The following is a 12,449-nucleotide window of genomic DNA, read 5'->3' as shown; positions in this document are numbered from 1 at the left end:
ATTGCTCCTGTTGTTAGTAAGTATAAACTAAGCTACAGCGGCAATGCTGTTCACTGCTTTTTCATATGCAGCGTCCTGGATGCCGGATACGGATGTGCCTTCTACACGAATCACCTCTACATCGGTAATGCCGATAAAGCCCAGCACCGTTTTCAGGTAAGGGGTAACAAAGTCATAGTCTTTCATCGGGCCGTCTGAATAAACAGAACCGCTGGAAACAATGATATAGGCTTTTTTACCTTTAATCAAACCTTCAGGACCATTAGAATCATATTTGAAAGTAACACCTGCTCTTACTACCTGGTCAATCCAGGCTTTTAAGGTAGAGGGAATGGCGAAATTGTACATCGGCGCGCCAATCACCAGGATGTCTGCATCCCTGATCTCAGCAATCGATTCCTGCGAAGTCTGGATGAATTCTTTATTTTCGCTGGTATGCTGGTCTGAAGGGGTAAAAAAGGCATTTAGATGCGATTGTGCCAGGTGAGGAAACCCTTCTGCTACATTTTTCTCTTTCACGGTGCTGCCCGGGTATGTTTCCTGTAATTTGGAAATCAGTGCATTAGACAGTTTAATGCTGTATGATGCTTCTCCTCTGGGGCTTGATACGATGCTTAAAATCTTTTTCATAAAATGTTGTATGCGTCTTTGATATTGCAAAGGTTGCATAACTTTGCTATACAAAAGATAGCAGTATCCCGTAGGATACCGGTATCTTCGGGTATACTACCTTTGTAAAATGAATATTGTTATGGAAGAGATCCACGGAGATGTGTCTAAGGAGATATGCATGAAAAGCCTTGATGCGGTGAAAGATGCGTTGTATGCAGTGAACGGAAAATGGAAGCTGCCCATTATCATCGCCCTGTCTGAAGGGCCACGCAGGTTCAAGGAATTGCAACGCGCACTGGACGACATTACGCCCAAAATGCTGTCGAAAGAGCTGAAAGAAATGGAGCTCAACGAATTTATTACCCGCACGGTGTACGATACCACACCGGTTACCGTTGAATACGCCTTAACCCCCTACAGCGGTTCACTGAAAGAAGTGATTTTGTCGCTGCGCGACTGGGGTATCGAACATAAAAAACACCTGCAGTCCAAATGCAGGGAGCGCAAGAAACCGGCACATGCGCAGGTTGCGGCCAAGGTTGAAGTTGCGTAACATAGACAAACACCAAACAACACCACATGCCCGTTAACCGAACGCCCCCGGGGAATATTTTTATGCGCCTTCATCCGCTGCAGCGCCTGCTGATTGGCCTGGCGCTGGCACTGCTTACCTGGCTGCTGGTGCGCAATACCAGCTTAAACGGGCTGGTACGTTTAATGCTTTTCTGGGATGTGTTTGCCGCTTTCTTTACCGGCACCACCTGGATGATCTTTTTTAAGCAAACTACCAATCACATCCGCCAGAAAGCAAGGGAGGAAGACAGCAGCCGCTTTTATATTTTCCTGCTGGTTGTACTGGCTTCTTTTGCCAGTATGTTTACCGTACTGCTGTTATTGTTGTCGAAAGAAGCGGCAGGTACACATCAGATCATTTTTATACCCGTTGTTATACTGGGCATGTTGCTGTCGTGGGTAATGGTGCATACCATTTTTACGATACATTACGCCTACATGTATTATGATGATGACGAAACAGACCCCGGCAAACACGCGGGCGGACTGGAATTTCCCAATGAGAAGCGGCCGGATTATATTGATTTTGCCTATTTCGCGTTTGTGATAGGCATGACCTTCCAGGTATCGGATGTGGAAATTTCGGCCAGGCATATCCGGCGTGTTGCGCTTTTACACGGCCTGCTTTCTTTTGCGCTCAACACATTTGTGGTGGCACTTACGGTAAACCTCATAGCAGGCTTAAAAAGTTAGCGGAAATTCAAAGGGGATACATCTATCTTTACGATACTGGGGTTGGTACACCTGATGGAGATGGAGCAAGGTGGCAATGCAGGTGAATACCTGGCGTCTTTAAAACACGCAACTGAAGAACTTGATTTTCTGATAACGCAGATAGTTCATTCTGTGGACGAATTGCAGCATAACGACGGAAATAACCATGAACCAGGATAACCAGATACATACCATGGTGGTAGAACCTGTGATTGAGGCATTCAATAACTGGAACCAGCCCTGGACCTTTTTTGATGAAGTGTACCATCATCCTGCCTTGTCTGCCGGCGACAGGCAGTGGTTTGCTATGGTGTGGCATACCGCTATGGACGAAAAAAACTGGAAACACGCAGCCCTGGTTGATTGTGTGGCCGAAACTACCAGCGCCCTGCAGCAAGCTTACCCGCTAAGCCAGGCAGCCACCGATGCCGTTGTAAATGCGGCTGCCTACCAGTGGAAGTAAGGTTGGCTCACAGCCTGCAGCTATTCTTCCATTTGCCCCGTAATATTTTCCAGCCTGCTGATCATTCCTGTAATGGCAGCGGTTTGCTTTTTAATGCTCCTGGGGCGTATATAAATCCATACAAACAACATCCAGCCCACAGCCAATGCATAACCGGCTGCGGCCGTTAAAACATTATGGCGTAAAAATTCATACATGTACAGCAGCATGCCTGTACCAAGCAAAATAAAGTAAATGCTGATACCGCGTGTGTGCATAAAACGCAGGCGTTGCTCGTACCGTTTCAGGCCGTTGAGGTAAGTCACATTGTCGGCAGTATTGCCCGATGTGCGCAGCAGCATTGCGAATAAGCCTGTGTTTACCACGAGGGCTGCTGCTACTGCCAGTACTACCAGTATAGTGCCTATTGTAGTGCTCACCAGTTTAAACGGAACCCGGATGGGAATAAGGATAATGAAAACAAGCGTGCCCAGGAACAGCAGGCTTAAGCCCGCGCCTTTCGCAATCATTTGCCGCTGCTGCTTTTTGCATTGCCTGATCACTTCACCCGCATCCGGTGTTTCAACAGGGGCGGCCTGTTGCCATAATTGCTGTAGATCATCAAAGTTGTTCATGGGCCTGTAATTTTTTTAGCAGCTTCTCTTTAATGCGATGTACTTTAACCCGGGTGTTCACTTCAGACAGGCCCGTAACAGCAGCTATTTCTGCCTGGGGCAATCCTTCCAGTACAAGGGCAATAATAATTCTTTCGGTTTCTTCCAGCGTGGCAATACAGCTGTACAACTGCCGTATTTTTTCTTCCCTGTCAGGCGCAGGCACATCGGGCAGCTGAACAGGTAATTCACCTGCAGGCATGCGCTTGCTTTTTTCCATACTCCGCAAACAGTTGTTCGATGCAATGCGGAATATCCAGGTGCCAACCGATGATTCGTTGCGGAAACTGCCCAGCTTTTGCCAAACCGTGATAAAGGTTTCCTGTGTAATGTCTTTTGCCTGTGCTTCGTCATTTACATAACCCATGCACAGGCGAAAGATTTTTGGATAGTAGTTTTGGTATATCTCTTCAAAAAGCATTACTGTAAATATGCACCGAGCTGTTGAAAAAACCAAGTTTTATCATCGTACATAATAAAATGCAGTCCTTTGGTAGAATAAGTAAGCGTTTTGTTTTTCAATAAAGCATACTGCTGCTGAATAGTTGCGTTGTTATCGGCAAAATTGGCTTCCAGTAAAACGTTTACCGGGCATTGTACATTGGCCAGCTTTTCGCGTACATCGGTGTTGACAAACTGGCAATAAATAATGCCCAGTGTTTTGCGGTCGCTGTGCATGGCCCATTGTACCACTGTATCGCGCATGGTAGTATCGGCTACCAGTGAGGCGGTGATTTTTCTTTGCGACTGTAACAATTGTTCATCATTCATGGCCGAGAAATATTGCAGAAAAGGCTTACAGTCTGCATCAGGCTGTGCTTTAAAGGCAGGGTTCTGCATGGCTGCAAGGCAGGGCAGCGCGTCTACTACAACAACACGTGAAGGCAGGCTGGGGTAATCTGCTGCAATGGCCATGGCCAGTACGCCACCCATGCTGTGACCAATAATAACAGGTTGCTGCAATTTGTTGTTTTGAATATAATTGGCAACAGCTGTTTCCCACTGTTTAATGTCTGCATCGCCCTGCGCTTTTTCGCCGCCAAAACCGGGAAAAGTAATAATATGGCAGGTGTAGTTATTGCCCAGGCGTGCTGCTGTTTCATCCCATACTTTGCCTGAACAGCTGTAGCCGGGAATTAATACGGCCGTGCGTTTGCCATGGCCTTTAATATCAACATGCAATGTGGGCGTGTTTTGTGCAAATACATTTACTGCAAGCATGGCAAAGGCTATAAAGAGTAATACAATTTTTAAAGTGCGGTTATTCATTGTGCTGGTTTTAATAGTTGGTTAATTGGTGTGTAGCGGGTGAGGTATTATTGTGTTTATTTGTTGCCGAATACATTAATGATCAGCATAGCAATAGCGAAACACAGCAGGGCGATTTTTACTTTTTTGTTGTTCATGTTTTTTCGTTTTTATATTGTTTAGATACGGTGTTGGATGAGATGTTACAATTGGTGCGAACTTTTTTTTCCGGGTTGTTTTTATCTCCACTTCGGTATTGGTGCAGCATGGCCAAATACGTTCAGGATCAGCAGCACCACTGCAACAATGAGAACGGCAATTTTAAAAACCTGTATCATAATTATTGTTTTATACCGTTTAGATACAGCCCTGTTTGAAATGTTACAGGCGGAGCTGAATTTTTTTAAGAACTTGTTCCGGCACGCCGGAACAGATAAAAAATATTTGATTTATATTCACGATATCACACCATCCGGTGTAATTACATTGTTTATTAAACCAAAACGATTGCATGTCAACCGAATCAACTGTTACGCAGATTGTCATTAAAGACACAAGCGCCAACCCCGCCCCGCTGGGCTTGCTGGGCTTTGGCACCACTACTATTTTATTAAACCTGCACAATGCTGGTTGTTACCCGCTTAATTCCATGATTATTGGCATGGGTTTATTTGTAGGAGGCATTGCCCAGCTGATAGCAGGTGTGCAGGAATTTAAAAAGAACAATACGTTTGGTGCCACTGCCTTTTGCGCCTATGGCAGTTTCTGGCTGTCACTGATTGTGATATGGCTGCTGCCTAAAACAGGCGCAGGTGCTGCACTGGCTTCAGATGAAAAGGCGCTGGCTGCTTACCTGTTTATATGGGGACTGTTTACCTTATTTATGTTTTTCGGCAGCCTGCGGTTAAGCCGTATGCTGCAGGTGGTGTTTGCTACTTTAACGGTATTGTTTTTCCTGCTGGCCATAGGCGACTATACAGGAAATGCAGGCATCAAAACTTTTGCAGGTTACGAAGGTGTTGTTTGTGGTTTATCTGCCTTTTACGGCAGCGTAGCCCTGGTGCTGAACGAAGTGTATGGCAAAACCGTATTGCCGTTGGGCTAACCAATAAATGGTTATTGTACCACAGCCCCGGCGCCCTGCGCCGGGGCTGTTTATTTGCGGTATGTTTAGCAACAAGCCGGTGTGGTGTTACAAGACAGTGGTAACAGGTCTGTCAGCTAAATTGCACGTTCATGCCCCGGACTTTTTTTATGCTATTTCTTACAACCGCAAATCTATTGTCATACAACTGTCGTAAGTAAAGCATGCGATACAAAACAGCCGTCGCAAACAGTCATATGCCAAAACTCAACTTCAGGAAAATAGCACTTACAACCGTTGCCGTGTTTGCGGGGCTGGTGTTGTTGCTGGCCGTTCACCTGTACATGGTAACCAGGCCCCAGGCACCCGACGTACATACGCGCATTATGGCCCGTGTTGATTTTGCTGCGAACGTGGGTGCAGCGCAGGGTGACACGGTTACTGCCTTTTTATACAGTCAGCCCGGTGTAGATCACGTGCTCTTTAATCCTGTTACGCATATCGCCATTTTTACCTTTGCTCCCATACAAACAAGTGCAACTGCAATTATAGCGCGGTTACAGCAAACCCTTCCCTACAAGGCAAAGCGTATACAACCTTCAGAAGAAGAAATGGCTGCCGGTTGCCCGGTAGCTTCCAATACCGCAACTTCCAGGGTACTCCGGTTTTTCAGACACCTCAATTAATACCAAGATCATGAAAAGAACAATGTTATTTGCAGCAACCATGCTGCTCGGCGGAGCCATGCTTTTTACGCAGGCTTGCAAAAAGAGCGATACGCCTTCGTCTACCCCGGCAACCATGACCTTGTATGATACGTTGGGCAGTACTGCCATGGTGAAAGATCCTGCCAATGCAGGAGCCATGATTGAAGCCGGCCGCCTGGCGGTACGTTCTGTGGTTGACAGTGCCATATTTGTCATTGCAGGTGATACCGCCATCAATGGACATTTCTCCGTACTGCTTGCCGAAGTAACCAGCGGCAACACCAGCGGTTTTATGGCCTTAAGTAAAAACCTCACTGATTTCTTTTGTGTAGCTACAGGAGCAAAAGATTTCACCTACGGTGGAAAAAACATGAAGGATGCGCACGATCCTGCAGCCAATCCGCGTATGAATGGCAAAGCAGACAACAGCGATTTTGATGCGTTTATTGCCGATCTCGTTATTGCTGCTAAGAAAAACAAGGTGCCCGATGCGGTTATTGCAAGATTGGGTGCGATTGTAAATACACTCCGCACTGTGGTGGTGCAGGCTTAATAGCGCATGATTGTGTTTTGTTTAACCGGTGTTGCTGAAAAGCGATGCCGGTTTTTTATTTGTGTTGAATCAGGTCCCAGCGGTTGCCATACAGGTCTTCAAAAACGGCTACCGTACCATATGCTTCTTCACGGGGTGTTTGAAGAAAATGTATACCTGCATGTTGCATATCATTGTAATCACGCCAGAAATCATCCGTTGCCAGGAATAGAAATACCCTGCCGCCGCTCTGGTTGCCCACGGCCTGTTGCTGCGCAGGGCCATCGGCTTTTGCCAGCAGCAGGGCACAGCTGCTGTTGCCTGGCGGCGTAACCAGTACCCAGCGTTTGGATGCGCTTAACTGCGTGTCTTCTGTAAGCGTAAAGTGCAGTTTGCGGGTGTAGAAAGCAATGGCCTCGTCATAGTCAGACACAACCAGTGCAATATGAGCGATGTGTTGTTGCATGGCAAACAGGTTACCCGGCGAACAGCCGGTTGTTTTAGGTAATACGATAGGGCCATGTTTTTATTATGGCTTATATTAGTAACACTGCGAATTTAAAACCATAACACGCAAATGAGAAAACAACTGTCCTGCATGGGCCTGCTGCTGGTGGCTGCCCATTGTAGTTTCGCGCAACCCCGTAATACGCAGCAGGCCGATACCCCGCCTGCCAAAAGCGAATCGCGCACACTGCCATCTATCAGCAATTTTTCCGCAGGGTTTAAGAAGTACGAGGGCTTTTTCAATTTTTACTACGATGGCAGGAATGGACGCATTTACCTGGAAATAAGCAGGTGGAATGAACCCTTCCTGTATTTCAGTTCGCTTACCGATGGGGTGGGCAATGGCGGGCCGGAAAGAGGCCAGGCCGCTTCTGCCGCCGTGCAATTTGTAAAATACGGCGCAAAAATAATGTTGCTGCAACCCAATTCTTTCAACTACCGCGCTTCAGGCAATGCAGATGAAAAACAAACCGTAGAACGTGCTTTTGCACAGTCTGTGTTATGGGGCTTCAATGCTGTAGCCATTGAGGGCGACAATGCGCTGGTAGATATTACCCCGTTCCTGGTGCGCGATAGCCAGAAAATCGGTGATCGTCTCGGCAACCCAAGGGCTGCAGGCATCAATGGTCCGGCAGGTGGTGGCGGTGCATCCTACCGCATGGATGAATCGCGCAGTGCGCTGTACATGGATAATACCAGGAACTTTCCCCTGAATACTGAATTTGAAGCTGTGATCACTTTTACGGGTGGCAGTAACGGCGGTTTTAATTTCGGATTTGCTGCCAATGGCATCGCACCTGATCCTACTGCTGTGAGTGTGCGCATGCACCAGTCGTTTGTAGCGCTGCCCGACAGCAATTACCATCCCCGCAAATTCGATCCCCGCTCCGGTTTGTTTGCCTTTACCTATATGGATTTTTCAGCACCCATGAACGAGCCCCTTACCCAACGTTTTACACGCCGTCACCGCCTGCAGAAAAAAGATCCTGCAGCTGCAGTAAGTGAACCGGTAAAACCCATTGTATACTACATCGATCGCGGTGCCCCGCCGCTGATTAAAAAAGCATTGATAGAAGGTGGCTCGTGGTGGAACCAGGCATTTGAAGCAGCCGGGTACAAAAATGCCTTCCAGGTAAAGGAATTGCCTGAAGGTGCAGACCCCATGGATATCCGGTACAATGTGGTGAACTGGGTTGACCGCTCCGGCTCGCCGCAGCGCGCTTTCTCATTCGGCTCTTCCTACATCGATCCCCGCACCGGTGAAATCATCAAAGGTGTGGTTACGCTTGGCAGCGACCGCCACCGGCAGGATTACCTGATTGCAGAAGGTTTGCTGCAACCGTATGAAGACGGCAAACCCGTATCGCCGCAACTGCAGGAGCTGGCGCTTGCCCGCATACGCCAGCTGAGTGCGCACGAAATTGGCCATACCCTGGGTATGTACCACAACTTCGCAGCCAGCGTGAAAGACCGGGCTTCTGTGATGGACTATCCCTTCCCGCGTTTTACCCTGAAAGCAGACGGAACGATTGATGTAAGCGACGCCTATGCAACCGGCATCGGCAGCTGGGATAAACGTGCCGTAATATGGGGCTACCAGGATTTTGCGCCGGGCACCAGTGAAAATGAGGCACTCGATAAAATTATGAACGAAACCCTGCAGCAGGGCTTCCTGTTTATTCCCGATATCGGCGGCAACGTTCATCCCTTAAGCCACCAATGGGACGATGGTAAAAATGCAGTAGATGAACTCAATCGTATTATGACGGTGCGCAGGCATATCCTGGATAATTTCTCCGAAAAAGCCATTCCTGCCAATGCACCCATGAGCACGCTGGAAGAAGTGCTGGTACCCATGTACCTGCTGCATCGCTACAGTATTGAGGCGGCTGCCAAATCGCTCGGGGGCTTGTATTTTACCCATGCGCTGAAAAACGACGGGCAAACAGTTACAAAGATGATTGCACCCGGTGAGCAGCGCAAAGCATTGAATGCATTGCTCAATACCATTACGCCCGAAGCGCTCATGCTGCCTGAATCATTGATCAGTAAAATTCCGCCGCGCCCGGCAGGTTACCCTTCCGGCATTGAAACCTTTGCCGGCCATACCGGCGTAACTTTCGATCCGCTGGGTGCAGCGGAAACAGCGGCAGCTACCACTTTATCGTACCTGCTGGATGCAGAACGCGCCGCACGCCTTATTGAATACCAGTCGCGCAGCAGCGACCAGCCGGGTTTTATGGCCGTGGTCGATGCCCTGCTGGCGCAAACCTGGAAAGCCGCTCCTGCTGCGGGTTACAAAGGGCAGGTGCAAACACTGGTCAATAACCTTACCGTGAAATACCTGCTGCAGCTGGCTGCCAATACCAGGGCCTCTGAAATAGTGCGCGGACAGGCATTGCTGAAAATAGATGAGCTGAAACACTGGATCGGCACAGCCATTACATCGGCAGCCCCGGCACAAAAGGCCAATATGCTGTTTGCCCTCTCGCAAATGGAGGCGTTTAAAACCAATCCCGATAAATTTCAGCCACCCGCAGCTGCAGAAATGCCCCCGGGTGCACCCATCGGCATGCCCGGTGAACTGTTTGATTATTGATCACCTGTTCCTTCGGTGATACAGGTTACAGGGAAAATAAAGGCTGCCTCAACAAAAAGGGGCAGTCTTTTTATTGCTCCAACCAGCCTTTTTCTGGCAATTTTGGCCGAACGACCCTCGGACGATGGTCGGACGATCCCCGGGCGATGGTACATTAATAGAAAAAAGGGCATTTCACTGCTTCCTCCGGCACGCGTCAGGCTGAATAAAATAGCGTTATAAAACCACAATGTCAATAGCAGTACACTATTGCATTTGTAAAATAATAGTGCAATATTGCTTCGTTATCCTTCTAAGCATAAGCCTTTCATTGACTGCAACCCTTGCCGTTTTTACTGATCCTGCTATTTCAGGCTCACTCAAATTATAAACAAATGAAATATTGTTTGCTGATACTGTTGCCGGTATTATTGGTATGCCGTGTGAATGCCCAAACGGCAGTAGATTCTGTTGTAAGCGCCGTAACCGAAAAGCTCGATGCTATGGGCGATTCAGTTAAAAAAGTGCAGGAACAAAACAAGGCCATTTCCGATTCCGTAAATGTTATGCGTGATTCGCTGGTGCACATCAACAACATTCTCGCAGGCAGCGTATCGGTTGATACCACTATGCTCGAACAGGCGCAACAGCATCCCGAATTATACCTTTACCCGCGTTCGATTTTTAAAAAAGGCAACCAGACCGGCGGTGACTACCTGCGGCTTATTTTATCTCTCGTGTTTTTGCTGTTTGTATTGTACAAAGCCTACCAGTTCACCATCAATACAGCCCTCTGCAAGGATATGAGCCTTGATGAAAACGGCCAGCTGGTAGCAGATCCCAAACTGCGGCCTTACAGTTATGCACGTGTGCAATTGTTGTGGTGGACGCTGATTGTGTTCTTCTGTTTTATTTATTTCTATGCCATTACCGGGGTGCTTATTCCACTGAACGAAACAGCGGTGATACTGCTTGGCTGTGGTGCACTGGTATATGCCGGCGGTAAAGTAATTGATACCAGGCAAATCAAACAAACCACCTGCGGCGGCCGCACACAGGATAAGATAGGCAAACCCGATTTCTTCAACGATATATTATCCGATGAATCGGGCATTAGCATACACCGCTTCCAGGCAGTGGTATTCAACGTGGTGTTTGGTATGGCCTTTATCAGCTTTTTCTTTGAACGCATACACACGCAGGTATACCCGCTCATTACTTTTTCCGAATGGCAGTTTGCATTAATCGGTATCAGCTCTGCCACTTATCTCGGCTTAAAAGCCGCAGAGAACGGGCATGCGAAAGACCTTGACGATGGTAATGATGCCGGCAATAATCAAAACGCCGGTGATGAAGAGACAGGCAAGGGTGAACAGGCAGCCAGGAATCCCGATAAGTTTTAAACACAACGAACATGATCAACGGAATTGACATATTTCATGGCGATACGGTTTCTGCCACACTTATCAATTCGCTGATACGTTCCGAAAACCTGTACTTTGTTTTTATAAAATCAGGTACAGGCGCGCAGGGACTTGATGCAAAATTTGTTACCTACTGGGAAATGTGCCGCTCTGCCGGCCTGCTGTGTGGGGCTTACCACTGGTTTTGGCCATCTTCCCAGCCTACACAACAGGCTTTATCCTTTATCAATCAATACCGCAAAGTAAGCAGGGCAGGAGTGTTACCGCCCGTGATAGACATTGAGTGGACCTGGAATGCCGGCGCTGCGCAAACCGACCGCAATGAGCTGTGGGGTAAAGTACCTGCCAACGAACGCATTGGCTTAATACGCGAATACTGCAGCCAGGTAGAGGCTACCATTAACGTGCGGCCCACTATTTATACGGCTTTCAGCTTTTGGGAAGAATTTATTACACCATTTGCATCGGCAGAAGACAATGCTTTTTTCGCCGGCTGCCTGTTATGGAATGCAGATCCCAACAACCGCAAACGCATTGCCAGGCCATGGACCGGCCTGCCCGTACCTGCTGCATTTGTGCAAACACATTTTGGCGAAAGCGGTACTGCCGGTGACCCTTTCAGCAGGCTAGACCAGGATGTATACAGCGGCAGTTTGAAAGGATTGCTGAACAGCAGCGTGCCCGGACTAACGTTTATGAAAGGCTTTCCTTTTTCCAATATTGTAAAAGATTTTCAGCTGGCATTGCAGAATGCAGGCTGGCTGCATGATGAAGCCGATGGCTTTTTCGGAAAGAATACAATGGCTGCCGTTACAAAATTCCAGGAGTTCAACGGCCTCACCGGTAATGGTGTTATCGATGCGCAAACCTGGAATAAATTATTGCCCTGAGTAAATTTAAAATAACAAAAATCAATGGTATGAAAACACGCAATGTTCGTCACACCCTTGCATTGATTTGTATCCTGCTGTTAAGTTCCTGCGCGCCGGGATTGAAGTTCAGTGAGGCATCCAATACCGAAGATGGTAAAGTGATTGCTGAAGCCCAGACACTGATCAATAAATCAACAGAGCCGTTCAGTTCCCACACAGCAGAAGTAGATGCTTTGAAAATGCATATCGACCAGGTTGTTGCTGCTGAAAAAAAGCGGGCAAAAAACCAGCAAACCGTTAACATGTGGACAACCGTGCAAACCGACAGAAACGGGCTGTACAGCTATTTCGATCTCTGGAAAAGCCAGGGACAAATGTCGCAGGCCATGGTAACGGAAATGAGTAAAGAATCCCAGAAGCAGCTTGCGCTGATACAAGACTGGGAACAGCGCAAAAAAGGCGGCCCGTTAAACCATTAATAT

At 47.8% G+C, this 12,449-nt stretch carries 15 protein-coding genes; 10 read left to right on the top strand and 5 right to left on the bottom strand.

What is annotated here, in order from left to right; translation table 11 throughout:
* Positions 1-27 precede the first annotated feature (27 nt).
* A complete protein-coding gene (locus DXN05_RS03820) occupies positions 28-630 on the bottom strand; it encodes an FMN-dependent NADH-azoreductase (RefSeq protein WP_116845868.1) in 603 nt (200 codons plus the stop codon).
* A gap of 121 nt (positions 631-751) precedes the next feature.
* On the opposite strand from DXN05_RS03820, the gene DXN05_RS03815 reads away from it, so the two are divergent.
* The 3 genes from DXN05_RS03815 to DXN05_RS03805 all read left to right on the top strand — a co-directional run bounded on the left by DXN05_RS03815 (position 752) and on the right by DXN05_RS03805 (position 2,362).
* On the top strand, positions 752-1,165 hold the full coding sequence (locus DXN05_RS03815) for a winged helix-turn-helix transcriptional regulator (RefSeq protein WP_116846379.1): 414 nt from the start codon (positions 752-754) through the stop codon (positions 1,163-1,165).
* 26 nt (positions 1,166-1,191) lie between these two features.
* Positions 1,192-1,878 (top strand): DUF1345 domain-containing protein, encoded by a 687-nt coding sequence (locus tag DXN05_RS03810; protein WP_116845867.1) that lies wholly within the window; start codon positions 1,192-1,194, stop codon positions 1,876-1,878.
* Positions 1,879-2,065: 187 nt separating this feature from the next.
* The gene (locus DXN05_RS03805; RefSeq protein ID WP_116845866.1) at positions 2,066-2,362 is read left to right on the top strand and encodes a hypothetical protein; all 297 of its coding nucleotides are present in this window, start codon (positions 2,066-2,068) and stop codon (positions 2,360-2,362) included.
* Positions 2,363-2,382: 20 nt separating this feature from the next.
* Here the strand turns inward: DXN05_RS03805 and DXN05_RS03800 are convergent, their stop codons facing one another.
* The 3 genes from DXN05_RS03800 to DXN05_RS03790 are packed head-to-tail and all read right to left on the bottom strand — an operon-like array spanning position 2,383 to position 4,284.
* On the bottom strand, positions 2,383-2,976 hold the full coding sequence (locus DXN05_RS03800; RefSeq protein ID WP_116845865.1) for a hypothetical protein: 594 nt from the start codon (positions 2,974-2,976) through the stop codon (positions 2,383-2,385).
* Entirely contained in the window at positions 2,963-3,436 is a 474-nt protein-coding gene (locus tag DXN05_RS03795) for an RNA polymerase sigma factor (protein ID WP_116845864.1), read from the bottom strand. The genes DXN05_RS03800 and DXN05_RS03795 overlap by 14 nt, the downstream gene beginning before the upstream one ends.
* Positions 3,436-4,284: an alpha/beta fold hydrolase gene (locus DXN05_RS03790; RefSeq protein WP_116845863.1), complete on the bottom strand. Its 849-nt coding sequence runs from the start codon at positions 4,282-4,284 to the stop codon at positions 3,436-3,438. Before DXN05_RS03790 ends, DXN05_RS03795 begins: the two co-directional genes overlap by 1 nt.
* Positions 4,285-4,774: 490 nt before the next feature.
* Here DXN05_RS03790 and DXN05_RS03785 point away from each other — a divergent pair, with 490 nt between their 5' ends.
* From DXN05_RS03785 to DXN05_RS03770, 3 genes are all read left to right on the top strand, one after another.
* Positions 4,775-5,368, top strand: coding sequence for an acetate uptake transporter (locus tag DXN05_RS03785; RefSeq protein ID WP_116845862.1), 594 nt, complete (start codon positions 4,775-4,777; stop codon positions 5,366-5,368).
* 236 nt (positions 5,369-5,604) lie between these two features.
* Positions 5,605-6,033 (top strand): hypothetical protein, encoded by a 429-nt coding sequence (locus DXN05_RS03775; protein ID WP_116845860.1) that lies wholly within the window; start codon positions 5,605-5,607, stop codon positions 6,031-6,033.
* Positions 6,034-6,043: 10 nt separating this feature from the next.
* Positions 6,044-6,607 (top strand): globin family protein, encoded by a 564-nt coding sequence (locus tag DXN05_RS03770; RefSeq protein ID WP_245975110.1) that lies wholly within the window; start codon positions 6,044-6,046, stop codon positions 6,605-6,607.
* A 55-nt stretch (positions 6,608-6,662) separates the two neighbouring features.
* Here DXN05_RS03770 and DXN05_RS03765 read toward each other — a convergent pair whose 3' ends face one another.
* A complete protein-coding gene (locus tag DXN05_RS03765) occupies positions 6,663-7,052 on the bottom strand; it encodes a VOC family protein (RefSeq protein ID WP_116845858.1) in 390 nt (129 codons plus the stop codon).
* 111 nt (positions 7,053-7,163) lie between these two features.
* Between DXN05_RS03765 and DXN05_RS03760 the strand changes: the two genes are divergently transcribed.
* From DXN05_RS03760 to DXN05_RS03745, 4 genes are all read left to right on the top strand, one after another.
* Positions 7,164-9,692, top strand: a complete 2,529-nt coding sequence (locus DXN05_RS03760; protein WP_211329968.1) for a zinc-dependent metalloprotease — start codon at positions 7,164-7,166, stop codon at positions 9,690-9,692.
* A gap of 374 nt (positions 9,693-10,066) precedes the next feature.
* Positions 10,067-11,074: a hypothetical protein gene (locus DXN05_RS03755; RefSeq protein ID WP_116845856.1), complete on the top strand. Its 1,008-nt coding sequence runs from the start codon at positions 10,067-10,069 to the stop codon at positions 11,072-11,074.
* Between the two features lie 11 nt (positions 11,075-11,085).
* Positions 11,086-11,985, top strand: a complete 900-nt coding sequence (locus tag DXN05_RS03750) for a GH25 family lysozyme (protein WP_116845855.1) — start codon at positions 11,086-11,088, stop codon at positions 11,983-11,985.
* A 29-nt stretch (positions 11,986-12,014) separates the two neighbouring features.
* Complete coding sequence (locus tag DXN05_RS03745; RefSeq protein ID WP_116845854.1) at positions 12,015-12,446, top strand: hypothetical protein; 432 nt, start codon at positions 12,015-12,017, stop codon at positions 12,444-12,446.
* Positions 12,447-12,449: the final 3 nt, after the last annotated feature.

This window comes from Deminuibacter soli, assembly GCF_003412455.1.
In the GTDB taxonomy this organism is placed as follows: domain Bacteria; phylum Bacteroidota; class Bacteroidia; order Chitinophagales; family Chitinophagaceae; genus Deminuibacter; species Deminuibacter soli.
The sequence above is the reverse complement of the archived record's forward strand: the minus strand, read 5'-3'. Positions and strand labels throughout refer to the sequence as shown.